The organism is Candidatus Hydrothermales bacterium (genome assembly GCA_039630235.1).
GTDB lineage: Bacteria > Hydrothermota > Hydrothermia > Hydrothermales > JAJRUZ01 > JBCNVI01.
In genome coordinates, this window is record JBCNVI010000010.1 from 19625 (window position 1) to 45016 (window position 25392).

A 25392-nucleotide genomic window follows, 5' to 3' on the forward strand; every position below is an offset into this window, starting at 1 on the left:
CGAGAGAGAACTCTTTTTTATTTAAAGCTTTTTTATTATTAGAAACTCTTACCTTCTCCGAAAGAGAGATATTTTCCTTCCTTTGAGAAGCCTAAATCTAATCTTAGTACGGGAAGGTTATAGCTTTTTGTTAACTCTATTCTTATTCCAACTCCATAAGAAAAGGCAAATGTTTTTTTATCAATTATGTAGGCATTATCAACGAAAAATACAATACCTGGTTTAAAAAACTCTAGTAGTTCTTTAAAATAAAGTCTTATTTCGCTGATGTTGAGCACATAGTTTGATGTTCTAAAGTAAAAGGCTTTGTAGCCTCTAAGTCCATAAAGTCCCCCTAAGTAACGACATAAAGTATTACAGTATGGTTCCCATATTTTTTCGTAACCTAAAAAGATTGCAAATACTATAAAGTTTTTAATTATAAAATAATTTGAACTATTTAAATTTAAGCTCTTTTCCATGAAGTTTTTGTAGGTTGCACTGCTAATAGAATTGAAATTTCTTTCAAAATTATTGAAAGTTATTTTCCCCTCTATGCCTTTAATTCTGTTATTTATGTTTTTGTATAGGTTGATTTTTAAAAATAAACCTTCTTTCATGTGTTCTGTTTCTCCAAAATTTTTAATAAATCTTGTCTTTTTTGTTTTTGTTTTATCTATTTCAAATCCTGCATGGAAAAAATTAAACTCGTTATAAATAGATTTTGCAAACCCATATCCTAAAGAGGGCAAAAAAAGTTTAAATTTTTCAAGACTTCTTGAAATTTCTAACATAAAGTTTTCCCCCCTTGATGTAAAAGAATCAATGATAATTCCCTTTTCGTATAAAAAGTTTCTTTTAAAATATTGAGTGTAATTTAAATAGATTCTGTTATAGGTGTAGGGTGAAATATAGGGAAAGATAGATAATGATTTTGTTTTAGAGTGTTCAGAGTTTAGGAAGAAAATCGAAATATCATGGTTTTTAAAGATTTCAGGGTAAAAGCTTTGAAAGTAAAAGTAGGGATATTCGTATCCCCAAATATAGTTTAATCTTATATCAAGTAGAAGGCCAAATAGGTTATGTTCCCATAATCCTATACCTTTTTGACTTAAACCACCACCGCCTTCGAAATTAAAAAATAGGGCAAGTGTAAGAAGCGGCCTCAGTTTGATTATTAAGGTATCCCTTTTTTTAAAGTTTTCAATTTCAGAAAAAACGCCTATATTTTTAATTCTTCTCAGAGATTCGCTTAAAACAACTGAGTCCCTGTTTTTAATTAAAAGACTTTTTACTCTGAAACTTTTTGGTTTAAATGTTAACTTTTCTACTATCTTATATAGAAAAAAATTCGACTCAAAAAGAGGCTTATAAACAATTTTAACTTCTTTAATTTCTGTGTTAAAGATAATTATTAGTGAAAAGATGTTCATTTCACTAACTTATAAAATTCATATTCTCGAAATTCAGATTTTGATACACCTATCTTTTCTATTTCTTTAAAATGCTTATAAAAATTTTCGTTAATATTTCCGACATAGAAAAGAGTATCGGGTATTTTTTTGTTTTTTTGCCAGATTGTAAATTGATTTTCTCTTGAGTTTATGTTAAGAGAGTAAACGTAGGGCTTTTCTTTAAGGTAAAAGGAGAGAATAGAGGCGAGTTGATAGGTGTTGGCGGAAAATTGATTTATTCCGTATCTCTCAGAGAGCCATTCTACGTCTTCCGCAAGTTTTTCCCAATTTCTTAGTCTATTTGTTGGGTCCTTTTTAAATTTAACAATCGGATTCATTGTGTGTATATGGATAATTGTTAATATTAAAAATGTGAAGGATGATAGAACGTAAAAAGCCTTACTTTCTTTTAAGTATTTTATTGCAATTATTAAAAGGAAAAGATAGGAAATAATTGGCCAATTTGCCTCTGCCTTTGTTTTTAGAGAAGAGAGCATGAAAAAAATATAGGGGAATAAAAAGGAAAAAGTCAGCACATTTATTTTCTCCTTGATTATACCTTTAAATGCGTAAAAGAATATTAAAATTGAAAGCGGAAATGATAAAACAAGTACTGAATCTAATAAATAAAGTAAGATATTTGAGGGATTTATTTCCTTTTTTCCGTATCCGTGAAGCAGTTGAAATTTAAAGCTTATGAAGTCGTTCTGTATGTTCCATATTATGCAGGGAGAAAAAATTAAAAAAGAAATTAAAAGGAAGATGACAAGTTTTTTTGAGAATAGTTTTCTTTTTTCGAGGAAAAATAGTATTATGGAGGGTAAAAAGAGAATTGATATGTACTTAGATAAAAGGGAAAGGCCAAGAAAAACAGCTGAAAGGTAAAGCCACTTTTCGTTTTCATAGGATTTTAAAAGAAATAAAAAAGTAAGGAGTAAGAAGAAGACCATAGGAGTGTCAGGAGTAATTACTATTGCTCCAGCATTAAAAATAAGTGTCAGGGAAAAAATGTAAAGAGCCAACAAAATTTTTGACTTATCAATTTCTCTGAATACAAAAATTAAGGCTATTAAAAATAGAAGGCTTAATAAGAAGGCGGGAATTCTTACACCTAACTCGTTATCTCCTAATAAAGTTATTCCAATTTTGATAAGATAGGCAACAAGAGGTGGATGGTCAAAATAGGATAAACTTAATTTTCTTGCCCAAGTATAGTAATAGGCTTCATCTTCAGTTAAGTCTGTTTTTAAAATAATTAGGAATTTTAATATTAAAAGCACTAAAATTTGCGTTATTATGAGTAAATTTTTCATAGAAAATTTTAGGGTTTAAAGCGAAAGACATTTTTCAAATTCTCGAGTATCCATTCGGTGAATATTATTTTTTCTCTCATCAGTGGCTTTAGAATAACGTTTTTTCTTTTTTCTATTATAAAGTAAATGAGCTGTTCAAAGTTTTCTTCCATAGTAAAAACTTCAACAATTTTTGAATCTTTATTATGAAAAACTCTTTTGATTTTAAAAATTTTGTCTTTTTCTTTTCTTTCGTAATTTTCTGAAAACTTTTCATCTTCTAAGATTACGTGATCGATTTTATTTATGATTTTTACTTTCTTTTCAAGGGTTACTTTTTTTTCTGCTATTTTTTTGAAAGAGGAGTAATAGAAAGATTTGCCTAATTTTTTCCACTTTCTTGCGTACTTTGTTTCCATTGCCTTTTCTAATAAGTTCTGTTCAAACTCCCCCTCAGTAAAAATTTCTTTCTCTAAAAATCTTTCCTTAAGCTCTTCATAAAAAAATTTTTCATCTGTTAAGACATAAAATTTTCCGTTTTCTTTTAAAGAATACCAAATAGTCTCTGGAAAATCTTCTCTATATATCCTTCTTTCCTTGTGTCTTTCTTTTTTCCATGGGAATGGAAATAGTAGAAAAATTTTTTCAAAACTCTCAGTTGGTAATACGTATTTAAGTATAAATCTTGCGTCTCCTTGAAATAGAAATAGATTTGGAGGATAGGAAAGTTTCTTAAGAGCAAGATCAATAAGTTTTTTTGAAAGTTCAATTCCAATGATTGGTGATTCTTGATCTAGAGCATAAAGGTATACTAAAAAGTCACCTTTACCAAAACCTACTTCAAGAAATCTTGGTTTTTTAAGTCCAAAGAAGTTAGGCTTTAAGGGAAGCTTTTCTTGTTGCCAGTAAACCTGCATAATCCTTAAAATTATCTAAAGTTATCTTAGTATAATGCATAGAAATTTAAAATTTCTCTTTACTAATTTTTGATTATGACGAAAAAGTAGACTTTAATTTTGCATTTTTTGAGTTAATTTTTATATTATGAAAAAGAGGGAGGGCAAATGGATATTTTAAACATTTTAATTTTTTCCCTGTTTGGCTATACAGTTGGGTCAATTCCCTTTTCTTATATAGTTAGTAAACTTAAGGGTTTAGATATAAGAAAGGTGGGGACAGGTAATGTGGGAGGTGCGAATGTTTTAAGAAGTGTCGGGGTAGTTTACGGAATTATTGCTTTCCTACTTGATTTTCTTAAAGGATTCTTTTCATCTCTTATTCCCTTTCTTTTAGGTTTTGATAAGTTCCACTCTTTTCTTTGTGGTTTTTTTGCAGTAATTGGGCACAGTTATCCTATTTTTTTAAAATTTCAGGGGGGTAGAGGTATTGCTACTTCCCTAGGGTTTTTAGTCTTTCTGTTTCCAAAAGAGACCTTGATTGTTCTTGCGATACTTTCACCTCTTGTTTTTTTAAGAGAGATTGCTTTATACATTCTTTTTTTTATTTTTTTCATCTCCATTTATATTTTTTTGAAATTTAAAGAACTAGGCTTTTTATCTATTTTTTTATTACTTTTTGTTGTGTTTAGGAGAGTTCAGTTTGTTTATACTGATGTTAAAAATGGTAGACCTTTTTTAAAAAGCTTTGTAAACAGGTTACTTTTTGATGCTCCAGAAAAAGTAAAATTTTAAAAATTTTTAAAAAATTGAAATATTAAAAGTTTCATATTATAATAAAAATGTAAGAATTTTAGGAGGAAATTATGAAGAAAACATTGCATGAAAAGCTTGAAATATTAAAAAAGAAGGGTCACTTTTTGACCTCGTCTAGATTAATGATTTTAGATTATTTAAGTGAAAGCACTTCTCATCCCACTGCTGAGGAAATCTATAATGCACTCAAAGATAGATTACCCTCTTTGTCAAGAGCCACTATTTATAATACATTAAAACTTTTTATAGAGCTTGGGGTTGCAAGAGAGGTAAAAGTAGATAAAGATAAGTCGAGATTTGAGTTAAGAACAGATCCTCACACTCATTTTTGCTGTATAAAATGCAACTCTGTGTATGATATTGAAAAGGAGATAATTCAATTTCCAAAACAGGTAGACGGGAATAAAGTTATGTTTGGAGATTTATTCCTCTACGGAATTTGTTCATCTTGTCAAAAGAAGGAGTCCACTTAGTACTAACTTCTAAATAAGGAAATTTTCACTGTCTTTTTTATAAAATAATTAATGGATACTTTAAGGTTTTTACTTGTAAATGATGATGGAATAGAGGCAGAGGGTATAAAAAGAGCAGCGAATGTTCTTTCAAAGTTTGGTGATGTTTTGGTTGTAGCTCCTAAAGAGGAAAAATCAGGAACCAGTCATTCTATTTCTTTGAGAAAAAGTATAAAAGTTAATAAAATAAAAGAGAATTTTTACTCGGTTGATGGAACACCTGTTGATTGTGTTTTAATTGCAATGGAAGTGTTATTAAAAAGAAGACCAGACATTGTTGTTTCTGGTATAAACTATGGATTTAATCTTGGAGAAGATACTTTGTACTCTGGAACAGTGGCAGCAGCAAGAGAAGGCTTTCTATACGGTGTTCCATCAATAGCTTTTTCAGTTGGACCAAAAGGAGAAAGAAAAATTTTTGAAGGCGGAGAGTATTACCTCGAATATCTTTTAAGAAAAATAATAGAGAGCAAGTTATACAAAGAGAATTTTTTACTAAATGTTAATTTATATGATTTAAAAGTTGAGGAAATAAAGGGTATTAAGATTACAAAACTGGGGAAGAGGCATTACTTAAATCCAGTGGAAAAGGTGGAAGAAAATGTATTTAGGATCGGTGGTAGATTGGAGTTGGTTTATGAAGAGGATTCTGATTCTGGGGCGGTTCTTGAGGGATATGTAAGTGTGACTCCTCTTGCTATAGAATGTTTAGATTTCAATTTAGCATCAAAGTTAAAAAAAATAATTGAGTAAGAAAATAGAAGAACTTCTCGAAAGATTTAGTAAAGAGAAAGATCCTTTCTTTGATTTAAGGCTTGAGATGGTAGAGAAGCAGATAAAGGAAAGGGGCATAACTGATGAAAGAATCTTAAAGGCTTTTTTAGCTGTTCCAAGGCATATATTTGTGCCTGAGAGGGTGAGGGCTTTTGCGTATGATGATACACCTTTACCGCTTTTTGAGGGTCAGACTATAAGTCAACCTTATATTGTTGCACTTATGGTTGAGCTACTTGAGCCTAGTGAAGATAAGCATATTCTTGAGATAGGGACAGGTTCAGGTTATGAGACAGCTATTTTATCTTTGCTTAATAAATACGTTTATACTGTTGAGAGGATTAAAGATCTCTGTGATTATGCCAAGGAGAAATTGAAGGAGCTTTCTGTCAGTAACGTTTATTTTCATGTAGGGGATGGTTCGGAGGGGTGTTTAGATTTTGCTCCCTATGATGGAATTATATGTTCAGCAGCTGCTCCTGATATACCAGAGCCATTTATAGAGCAGTTAAATCCAGGTGGAATTATTGTAATACCTGTAGGTGATAGGTTTAGTCAAGATCTTGTTAAGGTAACAAAGACAAAGACAGGTTTAAAAAAGGAGTATTATGGTCCCTGTGCCTTTGTTCCCCTTATTGGCAGGTATGGATTTAGTGAGTTTGAGTATTAGACCATTAAAGATTAGTGGAGCCGGGGAGATTCGAACTCCCGACCCCCTGGTTGCAAACCAGGTGCTCTCCCACTGAGCTACGGCCCCTCTTGTTTTTTTATTTTAACTTAGATAAATTTTTTTTTCAACATTTCAGTTGCGATAAGATTACTTCTTTTACCTCATAAACTGATATTTTTTCTAAATTCTCGTCTTTTACCTTTATAACTTCAGATTTGCCTAGTGGTCCCCATCTTGTGGGGGTATACGGTTTTTTATCTGAAAAGATAGAAACAGTTTTGACATTTAGGGCAGAGGCGATGTGGATAACACCAGTTGATGGTGCAAAGACTAGGTTACTTGTTGAAATCAGAGCCATTAATTCTCTTAGGTTTAGTTTTCCCCTTAGGTCAACAATGTTTTTCTTTTCTATAAATTTAAAATTTTTTGTTATTCCAGTGATAAAGATGGTTCCGTCTATTTTTAGTGCTTTAAGAAGTTCGTTATATTTTTCGTAGCTCCAGTTTGGTGCGGATCCCTTTGATTCCGGATGAATTATAATAAAGGGCTTTTTATAACTCTTAAAATTTTCTTTAACTTTCTCTATTTCTTCTTCTTTAAGGTAAAGTCTTGGTTCTGTGTATTCAATATCGTAGCCTGCTTTTTTAAGTAATAAAACGTTATAGTAGGATTCGTGAAACTCGCATTTTTTTCTGTGTAGGGGTACTCTTTTATTAAACAAAAAGGAATACCACCTATAGGCAGTTCCTATTCTTTTAGGGATTTTAAGTAAAAAAGAAAGGAGAGCTTCTTTGAGTCTTGGAAAAATGTGTACCGAAATGTCGATTTTTTCTTTTTTTATTAAGTCTAAGGTTTCCCTAAAGTTATTAAATTCTATAATTTTGTCTATATCTGGGTGGTTATAGATTATTTCTTTATAGAGTGGGTTGCAGACGAAAAGGATTTTTGAGTCTTTATATTTTCTTTTTATTCCCTGGGGTACGCTGAGTGAAAGGACTAAGTCTCCGATTTTATCAGTTCGGAAGAGGAGAAAATTCACTAATTATAAGTGCCGGGGCCCAGAATCGAACTGGGGACACCGGGATTTTCAGTCCCGTGCTCTACCGACTGAGCTACCCCGGCCTCTCTATTTATTTTATTATAATTTAAAAAACAAAAAATTTCAACAATATTTAACCTTTGAACATTTCTATTATTTTTTTTGAGTAATTGTACTGTTTTTCAATCGATCCGAAAAATTTACCTTCTTTTGTATATTTACCAAAATTCTTGAAAAGGGACTTTTCTACAAATGTTCCACTTTTTTTCCAAAAGGGTGTTCCAGGTAGAGGCATAAAGTAATGAAAGTGGATTATGCAACCGTGACTCATAAGTTTTTGCGAGAGTTCAAGTGTTTTATTTAAGTCCTCTATGGTTTCTTCTGGAAAGCCTATAATAAAATCAATTATTGGCACAAATCCATGTTTTTTTAAAATATTAACAGCATTTAAAACAGTGGATATATCGTGTTCTCTTTTTATGTATTCAAGAACTCTTTCACTTCCGCTTTGACATCCTATTACCATATTTTTGTTATCACAAAATTCTTTAACAATTTTAATTAAGTCTTCGTTTACGTAATCAGGTCTTATCTCTGAGGGAAATGTGCCAAAAAATATTCTACCTTCTTTTTTTATAATTTTTCTTATTCCACTTAGTAGATTATAGATCTCGTCTATGTTTATTTCGCCTTTTTTATAGGAACCGTATGAGAAGGCGTTTGGTGATATAAATCTTATATCTTTCATTCCAGTTTTAAAAAGTTCCTCTACCCATTCCAAAACTATTTCTACTTTTCTATGTTTCAGTTTTTTTCCCATAAAATATGAAACTTGACAATATTTGCATCCAAATAGACATCCTCTTGTAATTTCGATTGGTCCGTATTTTTTAAGTTTTTTTGAAAATGCCGGAAATTCATTCAAATCAATTGGATTTTCATATTTGTTTATAATAATTTTGTTATTTCTTTTATATATAACTCCCTCGACACTTGAAAAGCTTTTATTTTCTATAAACTCTTTCAAAAATGTAGATAGGGATCTTTCTCCTTCTTTGTGAAATAAAAAGTCAAAAAGGTCAATCATAGATAAGGGTAGGCCAGATGCATGGGGACCTCCTGCTATTTTCAAAACTTTGTTATAATTTTTTATCTTCTCTAATTTTTCCTTCCAATCAACAAACTGAGTGGTCATCAGTGAAAACAGAACAAAAGAGTTTTTATAGAGTTTTGGTTTTTCTTCTAAAGTTAAGAAAAGTTCGTCAAAATTTTTTGGGAAATAGAAGTCAAAAAAGTCTATTAAATTGTATTTTTCAAGAGCACCAAGAAGGGCTCTAAATGAATTTCTGTTATTTTTATGATAAAAGATGATTATTGCATACTCTTTCAAATTTGAATAAATTATAGCATAACTCTAAATCCTTTTGAAATGATAAGTTGATACTGAGAACTATTCGCAATATAATATACGTGAAAAAGGTGCATAAAAATGCAATTTTTGCTTCAGATTTTATCATTTATCGTGCTAAAAACTCTATTTTCCATCTAATTGCTATTTAGTACTTTGTTTAACGTACACTTTATCTATGCTGAGGGACAATACTAATGTTGAAAGACAAAGAGATAACCTTTAATTCTAAATTGTTTGAGTTTGAGGGTATAAGAATAGTTTTTTTCTGTTCAACTTCGGATAATAAGATAACTACAAATAGGAAGTTTAGACTAAGGAGTTTGAGTTTTGAGAAAGTCTTTAAAGCCTTTGAGGAAAATTTAAGAGATTTTAAGAGTCTTCTTGACTTATCTTTTTCTCTTGGCTGTGGTATATTTAGACTTGGTTCTAACTTTATTCCCTTTGCCTCACACCCTAGCTTTAAAAAAGAATGGTTAAAGCCTATTAGAAGAAAGGTTAGAGGAGTTTTCTAAGATTTTGAAGACCTATCCCATAAGAATTTACCATGCATCCTGGTCAGTTTGTGGTCTTGAATTCTCCAAAAAAGAGGTAGTAAAACATGCTTTACGTGAGCTTGAATATCACTTTTGGCTTCTTGATAGGTTAGGAATTGGAAAAGAGGGCATTGTAGTAGTTCATGTAGGTGGTATCTACGATAATAAAAAGGAGAGTTTAAAAAGATTTAAGAGTGTTATCAGATCTAATTCATGGCTTTTAGAAAGACTTGCGGCTGAAAACGATGGAAGATACTATACAGTAGAAGATTTACTTCTTGCAGATTTTTCCCTACCCATAGTATATGACTATTATCATCACAGCCTTAACCCATCTATCTTTGATCCTAGGGAGGTTCTTGAGAGTTGGAAAGATCGAGTTCCTGGGTTTCATCTTTCATCAAGACCAAGAGGTAAATACAGGTTTGGTGAACATGGCGAGTGGATAAATTTAAAAGACTTTATAGATTTTTTGGAACAATTTAGAAATAACAGGATAGATCTTATCCTTGAAGCTAAGGGAAAAGAAAAGGCTGTAAAGAAACTTATCGAGGAAATTTGTAAATTTAAAAAATTAGACAGTAAACTATGATGTACCCGTTAAAACTAGGGAGGATTTAGAAGTATTTACAAAAGCCCTGGAGGTTTTTATGCATAATAATATTTCATTTTAAAATAAAATAACAGGGAGTCAATATGGAGCCTAAAGAAATACTTGAAAAGCTAGGAGTTTTAAAAAGGGGCCATTTTCTTTTAACAAGTGGCAATCATTCAGACATCTATTTTGAAAAATATAGAATACTATCTCGCCCTACGTATCTAAAAAAAATTCTTGAATTTTCATATGATTTTTTAAAAGAAATTGACTTTGAAGTAGTTGTAGGACCTTTCACAGGAGGAGCTATAATTGCTACTATTCTTGCGCTTTTACTGGATAAAAAAGCTGTATTTGTTGAAAAAGAAAATGATAAATTTGTAATAAGAAGAGATTTTTTAATAGAACCTGGCTCATCTTGTATAGTAGTTGATGATGTGATAACCACAGGAGGTTCAATCACTAAAACTATAAAGGCTTGTGAGAATATTTTAAAAGTTAAGGGAATACTTGTAATTATAGACCGAAGAGAAAAGGAAGAAGATTTTGAGGTGCCCTTTTATGCGATCTATAAACAGAAAGCTACTATATTTTCACCACAGGAGTGCCCTCTCTGTAAGAATAATATACCTCTCGAGATACCTGGAGGTAAGGGGAAGGCAATTTAGGATTTTTTAAGATTACTAAATTAAGTGGATAAAGTCGTGAATTAAAAAGTAGAATCTTCCAATTAGAAGTGAAATTCTTGCCATTACGGTATAACCAAAGGCGGCACCAAAACCTATCATAATAAAAATAATACCAAACTTTGCAAGCACCTTTAAAAGACCCTTTTGCTCCCTTGAAAAGAAGAAATAAGATAAAACACTAAATGTACCAATAAAAATAATAAGGGAGTTTAAAAAGTAAACCGTCTGTGAAAATTGAGGTAAAAATGTATCTTTGATTTGATCAAATATTCTAGCCTTAAAGGTTGGATAAAGGGAAAGTCCAGAACCTATTCCCATTAGAAAGGCAATTGGGTATCTTGTGAGCCAAGAATATTTAGGGAAAAGAAGAGAAAAAAATAGAAGTCCAAAGGCAAGTGGTACAAGATACATAACAAAGGATAAAAAGGCAGAGATGGTACTAATATCTGGTAAAATTTCAGGCCACACTGTTTTATAGTAAAGAGTTGAGAACTTTTCTGAGAGTGGTCTTATGATGAACCTTAAAATAGCGTTATGCCAATAAATAGAGGCATAGTAGCCTGCAGATACGCCTACAAAGAGATGTTCGGCAAATTTATAAACTGGATTATCTTTAAATAGAAAAGAGAAAATTGCAAGTGTTAAAAAGGCACTTATCCATACCCATGGGTCCAAGCTCATCTTTTTCTCCTCCTTTTGATGAAAAACGAAATGTTACCTAAAATTACGAGCAAAACCATGACAAAGTTGGCAAGAGAAATAGAGTTCATGCCCTTTGTTGCAAGGTTATGGGCGTTTAATAGCTTTTCATATTCGGCTGCCCCCCTCATTCCCCCGATTAGACCTATAAATTGCTTACTCCTGTAGTACGGGTAAAGTTGAGCAGCCATAACAGCGGTGACACCAGCAGCCACATTAGCTCCATATCTTCCGTTTGCATAAACCATCCATGACTCAGGAATAGCCGCCCCCGAAATCGTTATAACAAGTTTTATATCTTCATAGTTTTTTACATCCCTAAAGGCCTCAATTTCATCAAAGGGCACTCCAAAATAGTCCGTTTTAAAAACGTTTCTTATGTCCTCTCCAATCCCTAAAATAGTTGCTGCTATTGAGGGAAAGTAACCAACAAAAACAATATCTTTTCTTTCAACCAAGTTAAATTCTTTTAATATTTTGTTATAAACATCGAGCGCGAACCCAGCACCTGCCGGATAAAGCGTCATAATGTATATTCTTAATTTCTTTCTAGCTAAATGTTTCGCTAAAGCTAAAGACATCGGGTAACACTCTGGCAAGACATCAGGTGAATAATCAAAAGATAAAATAACAGGTGTCCCCTCAGGTAAACTTTCTATAAAATCATAAACGTCTTTCACGGGCTTTAGCACTTTAAGAGGTAATAAAAATTTAAAAAGTAAGGGCACAAATACAGCTAGACCTATTAAGATAAAAATAACAGGACGCGGTATATTTAAGAGCCTATCAGGGATACTCATTCGAGCCAGCTCCTTTCAATTCCTAACATGATCTTTAGGGACGTAGCAAGAACCCCAAGGGCTACTCCAAGAGTAATTCCCCTTTGGGCAGCAAGATTAGGAACATCCAGTATCCATTGGGCAAAAGATGGAAGTTTATCAGAGATCATGTCACCAAATGAGGTAAAACCTATCATTAAGATGAAAGCAGAAAGTAAAAGGAGTGTACTTTCTAAGTTTCTTGCTCTGAAGGCTCTATAAGAAGCAGAGGCCATATAAAAGGCAAGTAAAGAAAAGGTTGTAGCATTTAGGGGTACCATTACATACTCATAAATCTTATCAAAAGTAGAACCCTTTTCTATTCCAAAGAAAACTCCGAGAATTATCATTCCATAAAGGGAAGAGAGTGTAACAAGAGAGTAAAAGGTATCTTTTTTCCTTTTCAGATTATGAAGGTGTCTTTTTGTAAGCGATATAACAGCCATAACGATTGCCATTCCCTGGACACCTTGGAACCACTCAAGAAGTAGAGTATATACTGATTTAGAGATTGGGCCTATAAAAAAGTATTGTAAAAAACCTATTGTACCTATGAAAAACACAATAAATATTGGAATTTCCTTTTTCATTTCGGGAATAAAAACTCTATAATACTTACTTTTCCTATGAGGCTTAAAAAGCCTCCAAGTAAAATAAGAAAGCCAATTATGGATTTCATTGCATCTTGGGATCTTATAGTGGAGACAAGAATTGGTTCACCGGAAAGGTAGGCGCTTGCAGCATAGAATTCCTCTCCTATTAGAGTGTAATCACAGGCAGTTACAAAAAAGGGAAGTTGTGTAATTGCATCTGTTCCAGCTATTTGAATTGCACCTGTTGAAGCACCTGTTTCTGCAAGTAAAAGAGATTCAGCCCAGAACATACCCATAAAAAAGTTAGTGCTTGTTCTTTCCCTAACCATGAGTCCACAAACTGCAGCAGCATAACCAAACTGTGAGTCAGTTATATAAAAAACTGAATCCTCTTTGAAAAGGTCTGGTCTTCCTATTGAGGCATAGGCCTGTTTAACTACCTCTTTAGCTACTGTATAAACTACTGGATTTCTATTTGGAACTATGATATCTGTTTCGTATTCACCGGCTTTTTTTGAGACTCTGGATAAAATGTTTAAAGAAGCTATGGTTGCTACATCGTCAATTGATGAAAGGCCAGGTACATATAAGATGGGTCTACCCATTTCTGTAGCTCTTCCTATAGCTTCATCTACTGCCTCAATGCCTGATATTTTCCTTAAGAAAAGCTTTTCCCCCTTTTTCGCCCTTGAAATGTAATAAAGAAGGAAAAAAACGTAAATTAAAACTGAGAAGAAAACTGGTAATTTGGCAAAATCTATTCCCATTTTAGTAAACTCTTTTTATCTCAAAGTTTTCTTTCACAATTTCAAACATTTTTCTTTTATAAGATAAGGTTAGCTTGAATTTCAAGTTCTTTTTTATTTTTTCTTCCTTGAGCGGGAAGAAGGGAATTTCAAAAAGATAGGTATTCTCCTTGGCTTTAGAAAAAGGTAAACTGATTTCAAAATCATCAAAGAGTATCTTAATTTCTTTCAATTGAGGTTCCTCATCAAAACTGCCCTTAATTTCTAAGCTTCCCTTTACTTTGCGAGGATACTGAATAGGAGAAGGCATAAGATTTATGAAAATAACTAAATTTGTATCAAAATCTGGAGGTAGCTTAGCAGAGCTTATACACGATTTAAGTAGTAAAAAATATACTAAAAAAAATTTTTTAAACAAAGTATTAGGTTTCTTTTTCTCTTTCTTTTCTTGCTTCCTCAATTATTTTTTGTGCGAGTTCCCTTGGAACTTCATCATAGTGGCTGAATTTAGCAAAATAAACAGCTTTTCCCTTAGAGATAGATCTTAAAGAGCTTGAATAGCCATAAAGTTCCACAAGGGGCACATAGGCTCTAATTTTCTGTTTTTTCTTTCCAACGGGTTCCATACCGAGAATTCTTCCTCTTCTTGAGTTAAGATCGCTTATAACATCACCCATTATTTCTTCAGGAAGTGTAACTTCAACCTCATATATTGGCTCAAGTAAATACGAGTCAGCGTTCATCTGAGCGTCTCTGAAGGCCATAGATCCTGCTATTTCAAAGGCAAGGTTAGAAGAATCCACCGGGTGATATTTTCCGTCATAAAGTTCAACTCTTACGTCAATAACTGGATATCCAGCTAGAACTCCACTCTGCATTGCCTTTTTAATTCCTGTTTCAACTGCTGGAATAAAGTTTGATGGAATGGCACCTCCGAATATTGAGTTTATAAATTCATATTCCTTTCCTCTTGGAAGAGGTTCAATTCTTATATTGCATATACCGTACTGACCTCTACCGCCTGACTGTTTTACGTATTTCCCCATAGCCTCTGCTTTTTTTCTAATTGTTTCTCTGTATGGAATTTTTGGTCTTGCCTGGATTACCTCCACACCATATCTTCTTTTCATCTTTGAAACAATTACATTAAGGTGAATCTCTCCTAAGCCCTCTACTATCGTCTGTTTTAATTCAGGGTTATAGTGGAACGAAAAGGTTGGATCTTCAGCGGCTAGTTTTTTCAAAGCATCAGAAACTTTTTCTTCGTCTTGCTTAGTCTTTGGAATAATAGCAACCTGTACACTTCTCCATGGGAAATCTATTTCAGGATAAATAATAACATCATCTATGGAACATAGAGTATCATTCGTGTGCGTATCCTTAAGCTTAACTATGGCACCTATTTCTCCTGTTTTTAGCTCGTTGATTTCTTTTCTTTCTTTGCCAAGTATGTAATAAAGGGATGTTATTTTTTCTCTTACTTCTCTTTTAGGATTCAAAAGTTCTGTTCCTGTCTTAATAGATCCTCTCAAAACTCTTATGTAATTTATCTCTCCGAGATGGGGGTCGCTTATAGTCTTAAAAACAAAACCAAGAGAATTTCCATTTTCTACCGGACTTATTTCTACTTCTTTTCCATCTTTAGTTTTACCTTTCCTTGGATTTAATTCGTTATACGATGGGAAGAACTCTGTTATAAAATTTATAAATTCATTGACTCCCTTATCATCTAGAGAGTCGCCGAAAAATACGGGTACAATAAGACCATCCTTTATGCCCTTTTTTATTGCAAATTTTATTTCAGATGGAGAAATTTCGCTTTTCTCAAGGTACTTTTCAAGAAGGGTCTCATCGAGCTCAACTAGTGACTCTATGGTTTCTTCCTTTTCTTTAGCCCATTCCTGGGGAACCTCTTCAAAAATTGTTTTTACGCCACTAAACTTTTCAGCCTCTCCTATTGGAAAAGTTAGAAGAACGAATTTTTTTTCAAATGTATTTCTCAAGGCTTTTAGAACTTCTTTTGCATTTACATTCTCTGATTTCATCTTTGTTATAAAGACTACTGTAGGGATGTTTCTTTCGAAGATTTTTTCGCCATAGATTTCAGTTCCTACTTCTACACCTCCTGAGGCGCTTACAACAAGGCATACAATATCAGTTATGTGGATACCGGATAGGAATTCTCCTTGAAAATCTATGAAGCCTGGGCAATCAAGTAAAAAAATCTTTTCTCCCCTATTTTCAAAGTGAGCTATTCCTAGTTTTATAGTGATTTTTCTTTCTTGCTCCTCTGGGTCATAATCTAAGATGCTTGTACCTTCATCGGTTCTACCAAATTTTGGGGTTACCTTTTGGTTGAAAAGTATTCTTTCACATAGTGTTGTTTTGCCGCAACCTGAGTGTCCAACAAAAAGCAAAGTTTTGGTCATTCTGAACTTGTTTTATTATAATTTTTAAAGGGCTTGAACCTAATTCGCTATATTACTTTAAACAGAAAAAGAGTAAATAATTATAACTTAAAATTAAAAGTTAATAAAATGGGAATAGGTCGGTTTGAAGTTATGGCTACTTTACAAGCTGCAAGGGCTTACTTTCTCGGCAAGTCTTTGGTTGAGGCAAAAAGTTTCGGTTTAAACAGAGCAATATTTTATGCTGCTGCTAAAAGGGGTTTTAAAGTTAAATTAAAAAATGGTGAATTTAAGGAAAAGGGGGGTAAAAAGGTAAAAAGGGAAAACATCACAGTGGATAGGATAGGAGATGAGGAGGCTTTTTGTGTTGAGGTTGAAGGTAAAAGGTATTACGTAATAGGGGGTGAAATTATCACTGAAAAAACTTTTGAGAAACAGGTAGAAAGAAAATTTAAGGGGAAATGGGATATTTTCTTTGAGGAAGCTTTAAATATCATAAAATCTTTTGATAGAGAGGTTTTACTTTCACAGAGGAAATTTTATGAGATAGTTTATAAGCCCCTAAGAGACAGGTTAGCCTTTAAGTGGAGCGAGATGTTAAAGGAGGCGTAGATTTATTTTTTTCCCTTAATAGAGAAGGGCCATGGTTCTTTTATAATTAAAAACATTAGGCAGGAACTTAAGATAACAAAATTTTTCATGAAGTTTATAGTCTCAATAGACCTTGCAAAGGGATCTTCAACAGTCCAAAAATTGTGCATCATTATTGTGACAGGGATATAAAAGATCGCTAATAGTAGGATCCCAATTTTAGGATAATAACCAATTAGGATTGGAAGACCGCCTAAAAAAAAGTGGAATACCGGTTATTATTACAGCAAGATGAGGTAGTGGAACATTTTTTGATGCCGTATATGCTGCTAATCCTGATAGATTTGTGAAATGATTAATTCCAGAATAAATGTGGAAGAGTCCAAAAATAATTCTACCTATTAAAAAAGTATGTTCATTTTGTCTTACCTTTGTTTATAAGAAATAAATAAAAATCATTCCAGAATTTCGATTTCAGCTTCATCACCGATAAAACCAGATTCTTTATGGGAGCCGTCACAGAAAGGCTGATTTTTACTACTTCCGCATCTACATAGATAAAGAACATTTGTATCTTTTTCTTCTAAACTTTCTCCCTTTTTAATTTTAATCTTTCTTTGTTTACCAAGGTTAATAACAAGAGGTCCGTTCTTTTTAAAATTTATTCTCATAGCTTAGTTAATTTTAAAATGGGAGTTGAACCCTTTACATTTAAAAAGTTTTATTCAGTGTATTTTTTTAAATCTTCCATAATATAAATTACGACAAGATCAATTTTCCTATCGCTGAGTCCCAATTCTGGCATGGGCGGATATTCCGGATTTACCCTAAAGGGTTTTTTAATAAAATTTTTTAATCTTGCTAAATCTCCCTTATATTTAGGCAAAACTTCCCTTAAAGGTGGACCAACCTCTTTACTCTTAAAGTAATGACAAGAAACACAGTAATTTTCGTAAATAACTTTACCTTCCTGTTTTTCTTCTTTTGGCTCTACTAAGGCTACTTTTTCCTCAACTTTAACTTCTATAGGTTTTAAAGAAGAAAATTCTTTACTTATATGAATAAATGCAGAAATATCTCTTAAAGTATAAGTTGGAAATAGAAAAATAAGGACGTAAAAAAGTTTTATAAGTTTAGTCCTCAATTTCAGTATATGAAAACTGATGAATAGAAATATTAAGGATGCGACTGTTAAGTTGAGATAGGATTCAGTTAAAAGGAGATTTGAGAATGAGATTGTGTCCAAAAAGTAAACTGTTAAAGATACTAAAAAAATAAGGTACAAAATAATAAGCTGTATATAAGAAAATTAGAATAGAGAGAAACTTTGTAAGGATTACAAAAAGGCTTAAAACGTTGTTAAAAGAAAGAGTGTATTCGAGCTTTTTTGGCAAAAAGTACACAATGATAGAAGAGGAAAAAAAGAGGATTGATATAATAAAAAGAACATGAGGTATTTTTCTGTTATATAAATTTTTTAATCTGAGCGAAAGGTACGAAATTAAATAAAGAAAAAAGTTAAAGTTTTTATAATTCGTGAACAAATATAAAAGTATGATTAAGTTTAAATTTAAAATTAAAAAGATTACAGTTTCAAATATTAAGTTTAAAAGTATTCTCCTGTTTTCCAAAAGATAGATGATAAATGCAAAAAAAGAAATAAAGACTGAGACGTACGCAATTATTAAAGAAAACTTTAAAATGTTGAAAACCTCAGTTGAAACTGTCATCTTGTAAAAATGATAACAAAAATTAAAGGAAAATTGTAAAGATAGAAAATAGCAGAAAATTTTTACTTCTTGTAACTCCAAAAAGAGGAAAACTTAAAGTGAAAAGCAATGTTCCAGCTACTGAGTTTAAAATTATTATCTTCACCTCCTTTTCACTAAAAACGTCCCCTATTGTTTTAAGGCCAGCTTTTTTATAGTCATCACTCATAATATAAGAAAGAAGCATAAAGTGGGGCATCTGCCACATAAAAAAGTAAAACGAAACTGAAACTATAGTAGGAGAAAAAATGTACCCCCTGCAGAAACCCAACCAATAAGCGGAGGTAAGGCACCAATTATAGAACCAGGTAAAAAAGCAAAGGGAGTCACTTTCTTTAACGGCGTATAAACAAAAATATAAATGAAAAAGGCTAAAAAAGAAAGTAAAAAGGGTAAAAATTTAAATTTTAAAAGTATTATGATAAGCCCCAAAGATATAAGAAAAATTGAGATAAAAAGGGCACTTTCAGGTGAAATATCACCTTTAACAATTGGACGGTTACAAGTTCTTCTCATCAACTTATCCTTTTCTCTCTCTAAATACTGATTAAGAGAAAGTGAACCAGAGGCTAAAAAGTAAAGTGGTATAAAAATTAAAAAAGTTCTTTTAGATCTTTACTTTTAAGATAATAACCCATAATTCCTGAAAGTGTTGAAAGTAAAGCAACTTTAAACTTTGTTAAATTAAGATAAACTCTTAAAAATTTCACTTTAAAGATTTAATAAATTCAAAAATTAACTTGAGCTCCTCATCTTTTAATTCATAGGGAGGCATTACATTTTCGTATCCCTTTCTTAACTTTTTTCAGGATACAGAATTGACTCTCTAATATAATCCTCATCAACGTATACTTCTATTTCTTTTCCCTCTGAAATAACTTTCACTTTTTGACCAATCAAATTTTTAAAAGAAGGTCCTGCTAATTCTGATCCATCAGTTGTGTGACAACTGAAACAACCATTTTCATCCATTAACTTTTTTGCCTTTTCTAAGATGTTAGCCTTAGCTATAATTTCTTCTTTTTCCTCCGCTATGGGCTTTTCCTCTTTTTTTCTTCTTCCTCCTTTATTTTTGAATAAAACTTTTCTTCAGGTAAAACAATTACCTTAGTGATCATATAGGAATGAAAATCTCCACAGTACTCGGCACAAAATAAATCATAGGTACCTGTGTCCTTTGGGATAAGTGAAATGTAAGTTTTATAGCCTGGAACAAGGTCCTCTTTAATTCTAAAGGCCGGTATGTAAAGGGAGTGAATTACGTCATTAGATTTCATCTCTAACAGGGCTGGTTTGTTTAAAATAAGATAGAGAGTATCATCCTTAAATCCATTTTCATATTCAAAACTCCAGGACCACATCTTTCCAATTACTTTAACTTTGTACGCATCAGGATGAATATATCTCATTTTTTTAAAGACAATAAAACCATAGTAAAACATTAAAAGAACAATCACTGTAGGTACAAAAACCCATATTATCTCTAAAATAACATTATCCTTAACATCTTCAGCAACCTTGTTTTTAGAGCTTCTATATTTGAAAATAAAAAGTATCATTAGGAAGGTAATAATAAAAAGAAGGACAAAACCTATTCCGCCTATAAACAGAAAGACATTATTTACATCTTTTGTAAAGTTGCTCATTTTAGATTAAACCTAAAGGGATAATCTGAAAATAAAAGTAAAAGAATAATTGTGAAAGAGAAAATTGAAAATAGGAGCATTATTTTGAAAATTCTATCTTCATATTTAAGGTGCATAAAAAAAGTAAAACAAGGGTGGATTTAAAACCTGCAATTTTTATAGTGATAACTATTGAGGGAATAGGGAATTCAACAAAAGATACAGTTACAGTTAAAATAGTGAGTATTACAAAAGAAAGCCAAGTTAAAAAGTAAACTAAATATCCATTTTCCCTACTTTTCATTTTTATCTACCAATTAAATAAAAAGGGGAAAATAAAGATCCAAACAATATCTACAAAGTGCCAGTATAAACCAGCGTTGAAAAGTTTTGTAGTATCAATCTTTTTAAATTTAGCGCATTTTCCTCTAATTTAACGTTTATACTTATTTTTTTACATTTTTATCTATCAAGATACCTACGATTTCTTTTCCTCTTAGATTTTCAATTTCAGATCCCCAAAGCAAAATTTTTATTCATGGTTCCTTTATGTAAATAAGTAAAATAAAAAAGAAAACAAAGACTCCTATCACAACATGAAGTCCATGTATACCTGTTATTACATAGTATAAGTTATAAAAGGCAGCAGGACCACTTGCCTTTGATAAAAGAGCTTGTGAACCTGGATAGATTCCCTTTATAAATTTTGCTTTCCATTCAAAATACTTATTAACAAGAAATAAAGTAGCAAGAATTATTGTAATAACTAAAAATATGAGGGATTCCCTTTTTTACCCCTTTCAAGAGCTGCTATAGAAAGTGCGACAGTTAAACTGCTTGTTAACAGAATTAAGGTATTTACTAGTCCAAAGCCAAGACTTAGTTTCTTAGAACCTTCTAAGAATTCTTTTGGAAAAGAGAACCTATAAACTGAATAAAAAAGAAATAGGGGGCCAAAAAACAGAAGTTCAGAAAAGAGAAAAAGCCACATCCCCATCTTGGCACCTGTTACATCTTTATGAAGGTGTCCCGTATGTGATAAGGCTTTTTCCATTTTAAGTTAACTTAATTATAAGATAAGATTTTTTCTCTTATTTTCTTAAAATCATAGGGGTCAGAGGGTGCAACAACCTCAAAATTAAAGTTCTCGTGTGGCGGCGGTGAGGGTATAGTCCACTCGAGCGTGACACCTCCCCAAGGATTATCGGGTGCCTTTTCTCCCTTAAATAAATGATAGATAAAGTTAAAGACCATTAGATAAATGCCTGGAACCAATATAAAGGCTCAAATTGTTGAAATAAACTGAAGGGGTTCATACTGAGGTAAGTAATCAAAGTATCTTCTTGGCATACCCTGGATACCTAATATAAATTTGGGAAAATAAAGTAAATTGAAGCCTATAAAAATGAGGAAGAAATAAAACTTTGCAAGTTTTTCATTATACATTTTACCAAACATTTTAGGATACCAGTAGTGAAGGGCAGAAAAAAATGCAAAGCCTACTCCACCAAACATCGTATAGTGGAAGTGACCAACAACAAAATAGGTGTCATGTATATGTAAATCTGTTGCAAGAGCACCATTAATTAACCCAGATAAACCACCTATTGAGAAGAGAAATATAAAGGCCAGGGCAAAAAGTAAAGGAGATTTTAAATCTATGGAGCCCTTATATAAGGTGGCGACCCAATTAAAAACTTTAACACCTGAAGGGACAGCAACAAGAAACGTCAAAAGTGAAAAGATTATCCTAGCAAAATCCGCCATACCACTTGTGAACATATGGTGCCCCCAAACTAAATATCCTATAAAGGCGATAGCAATAGAAGAAAGAGCTATTGGTTTATATCCCGATATTCTCCTTTTTACAAAAGTTGGTATTATCTCTGAAATTAAACCCATTGCAGGCAGTATCATTATGTATACGGCAGGGTGTGAGTAAATCCAGAAAATATGTTGGAACATAAGAGGATCTCCTCCACGCGCGGGGTCAAAAATACCAACGTTAAAAATTCTTTTAATAATAACTAAAAATAAAATAAGGCCAACGATAGGAGTGGCAATAACTTGTATCCAAGAAGTTGAGTATATTGCCCAAACAAAAAGAGGCAGGTTAAACCACTTGAAATTTTTAGCTCTTAATCTGTAAATTGTGGCGATAAAGTTAAGACCTGTTAAAGTTGAGGAAAAACCTATTATAAAGGCAGATAGGGCAGCTAAGTGGGCGTTTGTCCCTGTTTTTAAACTGTAGGGAGCATAAAAGGTCCAACCTGTATCTGCAAATCCCTTACCTGTATGGAGTGATATTAGGGCTACTATTCCGCCTGTTAAGAATATCCACCATGACAAGAGATTTAACTTAGGAAAGGCAACATCCCTTGCTCCTATAAGTATCGGTAAAAAGAAGTTTCCCATTATAGCAGGGATAACAGGTATAACAAATAGAAATATCATCATAACACCATGTAGTGTAAAAAGTTGATTGTATGTTCTTAAGTCAAAGATCTGTTTGCCTGCTTTCATTAGTTCAATTCTCATTAGTAGACCGATTAAAACAGCAGTTAGGAAGAATACAGAGATAGTAACAAGATAAAGTATTGCTATTCTTTTATGATCTGTTGAGAAGATCCAGGCAAAGATACCTTTGAATCTCGATAATTCGCTGTAGTAGGGCTTTTAGTTATTCATCTATTTCTCCTTTTGTCCGATTTGACCCAAAAGGCTAAAAATATAGCAAAGGATATTACGAAAATAATGGAGAAAATCATAAAGACTTTAATAAAGTTAAAGACATATTTTCTTCCCTTAGGGTCGTAGCTAAGGCAAAACTTTGTGGCTTTAACTCTTATACTGCCGAGTTTACCCTCAGAGGTTTCGTGGATAGCAAGTTCAAGTTCAAGCGGCAAAAAGCTTGGTCCGTATATATACCTTGTAATTTTCAAATTAGGGGAAACAAATACAAACACAGAGGGGTGTACAAATGCTCCGTTAACTTTCTTAAATTTAAAACCTATAGATTCAACTAATTTGTAAAGGTTTATAGAATCTTTTAAAATTAGAGTTTTAAGGCCTTCGCCGTAGGGATTATCTTTTAAAGAGAGAAGATGTTCTCTTTCAAAAATTTTAAGATCGTTTAGGTTTTCATTTTGATCAAAGCTGAAAAATATAGCGTAGTAGTCTTTTTGAGGTTTAAAGGAAATTTTTTCGTGATTTTTCAGAAATTCGTGAACTATTAAGGGGCAAATCATTTTACATTTGAAAAATATAGGGATGAGAACTAAAGGTTTTTTATCACTTAGTAAATAACTTAGTGTAAACTCTTTGCCCTCTGAATCTATAAAGAGAGTCTCCGGGGGAACGTAAGATTCTATCTTTTCCTCGACTCCTACTGTTTCACTATAGAAAAAAGATTCATCAAGATAAAAAACATAGTTTAATTATCTTCTAAATTTAGAATAGAACAAAATTTGTATTTATTATAATACTACAATAATTTTAAAAAATCAAGGTAATAATTTAGATTTATTATTTTTTGAAAAAGATCGTTTTTATGTAATAAAATTTCAAAAGGAGGTTTATTATGGTAAAAGCTTTTATTCTTGTTAATGTAGAAGCAAGTAAGCATATGGAAGTTCTCGAAAACGTAAGGAAGATTAAAGGTGTCCATGAAGCACATCTTGTTACAGGGCTTCATGATTTAATACTTTATGTTTCTGCTGATGACTTAAAATCCTTAGGTTCTCTTATAGTTAATGAAATTCAAAAAATTAACGGAGTTCAGAGAACAATTACTTGTATAGCATTGGATTAGAAAATAAGTTAAACTTTGGCTAAAATGGAGAGGCTGTTTTTTTTAGTTCAACATGGTGAGGCAAAAAGTGAGATAGAGGATCCTGAAAGACATTTAACTGAAAAGGGAAAAGAGGAAAGTAAAAAAGTTGCAGAGTTTCTCCTAAATATAAATTTAAAACCTGATTTAATAATACACAGTGAAAAGGTAAGAGCAAGGGAAACTGCTGAGATATTTTCTAAAATCTTAAACCCTCCAAAGGAAATTATTCAGGGTGAAAATCTCTTGCCTTTAGATAGTCCAGTATTTTGGGCAGAAAGGTTAAGGGAAGAGGAAAGTAACATTATGCTTGTTGGTCATCTTCCCCATCTTTCAAAGTTAACTTCACTACTTATAGTAAATAATCAAGATAAAGAAATTATAAAATTTAGATATTCTTCTTGTCTTATCCTTTTAAGAGAAGAGAAAAAGTTTTATGTAAAACTTTTTATAACGCCGGAGATTGCGAGATAGACTTTTAAGATTAAGTAAGAAGCTCTCGTATATCTTAAGGCATGACCCAGCAAAATTTGGAATAAGTTTAAATAGTGAAGGTTTTGCTGATATTGATGAACTATGTAAGAAAGCAAAAATAAATAAAGATGAAATTTTTGAGCTTTTAAAAAAGTGTGGTAAAAAGAGATTTGAGATAAGGGGAAATAAAATAAGGGCTCTCTATGGACATAGTTTTATAAAGATAGAGTATAAAGAGGTGGTACCGCCAGAGATTCTATATCACGGAACAAGTAGAAAAAATTTAGAGAGGATATTAAAAGAAGGGCTAAAGCCGATGAACAGAAAATATGTTCACCTATCAGTTAATAAAGAGGAGGCCCTAAGAGTTGGTAGAAGGCATGATAAAAGTCCAATTATACTTATAATTCTTTCAAAAGATGCCTATAATTCCGGAGTAAAATTCTTTAAAGCAGGTGATGTCTATTTATGCGAATTTTTACCTCCAGAATTTATAAAAGTAGAAAATAGTGTTTGATCGAAAATTTAGATAGATGTGGTTTATGATTAAAATATGAGGTCTTTAGAGTAGATTATAGAAAAACTTCCTGAAAATATAAGGCTTCCTATATATGAAGCTTTTCAAGTATTTAAAGAAGATATAATTCATAATGAGCTTGTAGAGATAAAAGGTATAATAAAAAAGCTTGCAGAAGCACAAAAGAAAACAGAGGAGAGGGTTGGTAATCTTGAAAAAATTGTTACAGAACTCACGGAAGCGCAGAGAAGAACAGAAGAAAGAATTAATGAGCTTGCAGAGGCGCAAAATAAAACCGAACGAAAGGTTTATGAGCTTGCTTGCTGAGGCAATTAAAAAGACTGAGGAGGAGCTTAGAAAGCTTATTGGTGAGCATAAAAAGACAAAGGAAGAACTTGGTGGTTTATCACATGCTTTTGGTTATGTTCTTGAAGATAGAGCGATAGGGTGGCTTCCTGAAATTTTGAAGAGGGAATATAATATCGAAGTTATTGGTAAACTTAAAAGGGAGTTTATTTTTATAAATGGTGAGTACATAGAGGTGAATATTTACGGAAGGGTAAAAAGGGATGGTAGGGAGTATGTTTTGATAGGTGAGGCAAAGTCAAAGCTTTCAAAGAAGTTGATTGATAAGTTTATTAGAAAGTGTGAAAAGATATCAAA

The 25392-nt window shown here is 32.1% G+C and carries 32 protein-coding genes, 2 tRNA genes and 1 pseudogene; 12 read left to right on the forward strand and 23 right to left on the reverse strand.

The genetic code is table 11. The features are described 5' to 3' along the window. Positions 1-38: 38 nt before the first annotated feature. The 3 genes from ABDH49_08190 to ABDH49_08200 are packed head-to-tail and all read right to left on the reverse strand — an operon-like array spanning position 39 to position 3642. Entirely contained in the window at positions 39-1412 is a 1374-nt protein-coding gene (locus tag ABDH49_08190) for a hypothetical protein (protein ID MEN3046936.1), read from the reverse strand. Further along, complete coding sequence (locus tag ABDH49_08195; GenBank protein ID MEN3046937.1) at positions 1409-2746, reverse strand: glycosyltransferase family 39 protein; 1338 nt, start codon at positions 2744-2746, stop codon at positions 1409-1411. Before ABDH49_08195 ends, ABDH49_08190 begins: the two co-directional genes overlap by 4 nt. A gap of 8 nt (positions 2747-2754) precedes the next feature. Then, positions 2755-3642 (reverse strand): hypothetical protein, encoded by an 888-nt coding sequence (locus ABDH49_08200; protein ID MEN3046938.1) that lies wholly within the window; start codon positions 3640-3642, stop codon positions 2755-2757. 147 nt (positions 3643-3789) lie between these two features. Here ABDH49_08200 and ABDH49_08205 point away from each other — a divergent pair, with 147 nt between their 5' ends. The 4 genes from ABDH49_08205 (at position 3790) to ABDH49_08220 (ending at position 6393) form a co-directional block, all read left to right on the forward strand. Then, positions 3790-4416 carry a glycerol-3-phosphate acyltransferase gene (locus ABDH49_08205; protein ID MEN3046939.1) on the forward strand — a complete coding sequence of 209 codons (627 nt, stop codon included), beginning with the start codon at positions 3790-3792 and terminating at the stop codon, positions 4414-4416. A 71-nt stretch (positions 4417-4487) separates the two neighbouring features. Next, positions 4488-4910, forward strand: a complete 423-nt coding sequence (locus tag ABDH49_08210; GenBank protein MEN3046940.1) for a Fur family transcriptional regulator — start codon at positions 4488-4490, stop codon at positions 4908-4910. A gap of 51 nt (positions 4911-4961) precedes the next feature. Then, entirely contained in the window at positions 4962-5702 is a 741-nt protein-coding gene (gene surE / locus ABDH49_08215) for a 5'/3'-nucleotidase SurE (protein MEN3046941.1), read from the forward strand. Next, entirely contained in the window at positions 5695-6393 is a 699-nt protein-coding gene (locus ABDH49_08220; GenBank protein MEN3046942.1) for a protein-L-isoaspartate(D-aspartate) O-methyltransferase, read from the forward strand. The genes surE and ABDH49_08220 overlap by 8 nt, the downstream gene beginning before the upstream one ends. 15 nt (positions 6394-6408) lie before the next feature. Here the strand turns inward: ABDH49_08220 and ABDH49_08225 are convergent. The 4 genes from ABDH49_08225 to ABDH49_08240 all read right to left on the reverse strand — a co-directional run bounded on the left by ABDH49_08225 (position 6409) and on the right by ABDH49_08240 (position 8822). Then, positions 6409-6480, reverse strand: a tRNA-Ala gene (locus tag ABDH49_08225). Positions 6481-6517: 37 nt separating this feature from the next. Next, on the reverse strand, positions 6518-7432 hold the full coding sequence (locus tag ABDH49_08230; GenBank protein ID MEN3046943.1) for a glycosyltransferase family 9 protein: 915 nt from the start codon (positions 7430-7432) through the stop codon (positions 6518-6520). Positions 7433-7442: 10 nt separating this feature from the next. Then, a tRNA-Phe gene (locus tag ABDH49_08235) sits at positions 7443-7515 on the reverse strand. A gap of 50 nt (positions 7516-7565) precedes the next feature. Continuing rightward, entirely contained in the window at positions 7566-8822 is a 1257-nt protein-coding gene (locus ABDH49_08240) for a TIGR04013 family B12-binding domain/radical SAM domain-containing protein (protein ID MEN3046944.1), read from the reverse strand. A 215-nt stretch (positions 8823-9037) separates the two neighbouring features. On the opposite strand from ABDH49_08240, the gene ABDH49_08245 reads away from it, so the two are divergent. From ABDH49_08245 to ABDH49_08255, 3 genes are all read left to right on the forward strand, one after another. Further along, on the forward strand, positions 9038-9355 hold the full coding sequence (locus ABDH49_08245; protein MEN3046945.1) for a hypothetical protein: 318 nt from the start codon (positions 9038-9040) through the stop codon (positions 9353-9355). A 4-nt stretch (positions 9356-9359) separates the two neighbouring features. After that, positions 9360-9968, forward strand: coding sequence for a hypothetical protein (locus tag ABDH49_08250; protein MEN3046946.1), 609 nt, complete (start codon positions 9360-9362; stop codon positions 9966-9968). A 104-nt stretch (positions 9969-10072) separates the two neighbouring features. Continuing rightward, positions 10073-10639, forward strand: a complete 567-nt coding sequence (locus ABDH49_08255; GenBank protein ID MEN3046947.1) for a phosphoribosyltransferase family protein — start codon at positions 10073-10075, stop codon at positions 10637-10639. Between the two features lie 15 nt (positions 10640-10654). Here the strand turns inward: ABDH49_08255 and ABDH49_08260 are convergent, their stop codons facing one another. Genes ABDH49_08260 through ABDH49_08285 form a run of 6 tightly spaced genes read right to left on the reverse strand, consistent with a single transcriptional unit; the run spans position 10655 to position 15945 of the window. Further along, on the reverse strand, positions 10655-11341 hold the full coding sequence (locus ABDH49_08260) for a hypothetical protein (protein MEN3046948.1): 687 nt from the start codon (positions 11339-11341) through the stop codon (positions 10655-10657). Further along, entirely contained in the window at positions 11338-12159 is an 822-nt protein-coding gene (locus ABDH49_08265; protein ID MEN3046949.1) for a hypothetical protein, read from the reverse strand. The genes ABDH49_08260 and ABDH49_08265 overlap by 4 nt, the downstream gene beginning before the upstream one ends. Beyond that, positions 12156-12767, reverse strand: coding sequence for a hypothetical protein (locus ABDH49_08270; protein ID MEN3046950.1), 612 nt, complete (start codon positions 12765-12767; stop codon positions 12156-12158). Before ABDH49_08270 ends, ABDH49_08265 begins: the two co-directional genes overlap by 4 nt. Further along, the gene (locus ABDH49_08275; GenBank protein MEN3046951.1) at positions 12764-13537 is read right to left on the reverse strand and encodes a DUF6754 domain-containing protein; all 774 of its coding nucleotides are present in this window, start codon (positions 13535-13537) and stop codon (positions 12764-12766) included. The genes ABDH49_08270 and ABDH49_08275 overlap by 4 nt, the downstream gene beginning before the upstream one ends. A gap of 1 nt (position 13538) precedes the next feature. Continuing rightward, positions 13539-13934 carry a hypothetical protein gene (locus ABDH49_08280; protein ID MEN3046952.1) on the reverse strand — a complete coding sequence of 132 codons (396 nt, stop codon included), beginning with the start codon at positions 13932-13934 and terminating at the stop codon, positions 13539-13541. Positions 13935-13938: 4 nt separating this feature from the next. After that, positions 13939-15945, reverse strand: coding sequence for an elongation factor G (locus ABDH49_08285; protein ID MEN3046953.1), 2007 nt, complete (start codon positions 15943-15945; stop codon positions 13939-13941). 108 nt (positions 15946-16053) lie between these two features. Between ABDH49_08285 and ABDH49_08290 the strand changes: the two genes are divergently transcribed. Beyond that, a complete protein-coding gene (locus tag ABDH49_08290; protein MEN3046954.1) occupies positions 16054-16536 on the forward strand; it encodes a hypothetical protein in 483 nt (160 codons plus the stop codon). A 434-nt stretch (positions 16537-16970) separates the two neighbouring features. Here ABDH49_08290 and ABDH49_08295 read toward each other — a convergent pair whose 3' ends face one another. From ABDH49_08295 to ABDH49_08340, 10 genes and pseudogenes are all read right to left on the reverse strand, one after another. Continuing rightward, complete coding sequence (locus ABDH49_08295) at positions 16971-17186, reverse strand: CDGSH iron-sulfur domain-containing protein (protein ID MEN3046955.1); 216 nt, start codon at positions 17184-17186, stop codon at positions 16971-16973. A gap of 50 nt (positions 17187-17236) precedes the next feature. Continuing rightward, a complete protein-coding gene (locus tag ABDH49_08300; protein ID MEN3046956.1) occupies positions 17237-17659 on the reverse strand; it encodes a c-type cytochrome in 423 nt (140 codons plus the stop codon). A 608-nt stretch (positions 17660-18267) separates the two neighbouring features. Further along, the gene (locus tag ABDH49_08305; protein MEN3046957.1) at positions 18268-18453 is read right to left on the reverse strand and encodes a hypothetical protein; all 186 of its coding nucleotides are present in this window, start codon (positions 18451-18453) and stop codon (positions 18268-18270) included. Between the two features lie 62 nt (positions 18454-18515). Beyond that, positions 18516-18878 (reverse strand): UbiA family prenyltransferase, encoded by a 363-nt coding sequence (locus ABDH49_08310; GenBank protein MEN3046958.1) that lies wholly within the window; start codon positions 18876-18878, stop codon positions 18516-18518. 201 nt (positions 18879-19079) lie between these two features. Next, complete coding sequence (locus tag ABDH49_08315; GenBank protein ID MEN3046959.1) at positions 19080-19256, reverse strand: hypothetical protein; 177 nt, start codon at positions 19254-19256, stop codon at positions 19080-19082. 59 nt (positions 19257-19315) lie between these two features. After that, positions 19316-19930 carry a cytochrome c oxidase subunit II gene (gene coxB, locus ABDH49_08320; GenBank protein MEN3046960.1) on the reverse strand — a complete coding sequence of 205 codons (615 nt, stop codon included), beginning with the start codon at positions 19928-19930 and terminating at the stop codon, positions 19316-19318. Positions 19931-20009: 79 nt separating this feature from the next. Then, the gene (locus ABDH49_08325) at positions 20010-20213 is read right to left on the reverse strand and encodes a hypothetical protein (protein MEN3046961.1); all 204 of its coding nucleotides are present in this window, start codon (positions 20211-20213) and stop codon (positions 20010-20012) included. Between the two features lie 462 nt (positions 20214-20675). Beyond that, positions 20676-20963: a hypothetical protein gene (locus tag ABDH49_08330; GenBank protein ID MEN3046962.1), complete on the reverse strand. Its 288-nt coding sequence runs from the start codon at positions 20961-20963 to the stop codon at positions 20676-20678. An 11-nt stretch (positions 20964-20974) separates the two neighbouring features. Continuing rightward, positions 20975-22549 (reverse strand): annotated as a pseudogene (locus tag ABDH49_08335) (cbb3-type cytochrome c oxidase subunit I). Positions 22550-22593: 44 nt separating this feature from the next. Continuing rightward, the gene (locus ABDH49_08340) at positions 22594-23157 is read right to left on the reverse strand and encodes a hypothetical protein (GenBank protein MEN3046963.1); all 564 of its coding nucleotides are present in this window, start codon (positions 23155-23157) and stop codon (positions 22594-22596) included. Positions 23158-23489: 332 nt separating this feature from the next. Here ABDH49_08340 and ABDH49_08345 point away from each other — a divergent pair, with 332 nt between their 5' ends. The 4 genes from ABDH49_08345 to ABDH49_08360 form a co-directional block, all read left to right on the forward strand. Continuing rightward, positions 23490-23720 carry an Lrp/AsnC ligand binding domain-containing protein gene (locus tag ABDH49_08345; protein ID MEN3046964.1) on the forward strand — a complete coding sequence of 77 codons (231 nt, stop codon included), beginning with the start codon at positions 23490-23492 and terminating at the stop codon, positions 23718-23720. Positions 23721-23744: 24 nt separating this feature from the next. Further along, positions 23745-24212, forward strand: a complete 468-nt coding sequence (gene sixA / locus ABDH49_08350) for a phosphohistidine phosphatase SixA (GenBank protein ID MEN3046965.1) — start codon at positions 23745-23747, stop codon at positions 24210-24212. Then, complete coding sequence (locus tag ABDH49_08355; protein MEN3046966.1) at positions 24202-24729, forward strand: RNA 2'-phosphotransferase; 528 nt, start codon at positions 24202-24204, stop codon at positions 24727-24729. The genes sixA and ABDH49_08355 overlap by 11 nt, the downstream gene beginning before the upstream one ends. Before the next feature lie 310 nt (positions 24730-25039). Beyond that, on the forward strand, positions 25040-25392 hold a 353-nt coding region (locus ABDH49_08360; protein MEN3046967.1), incomplete at its 3' end, for a chordopoxvirus fusion protein.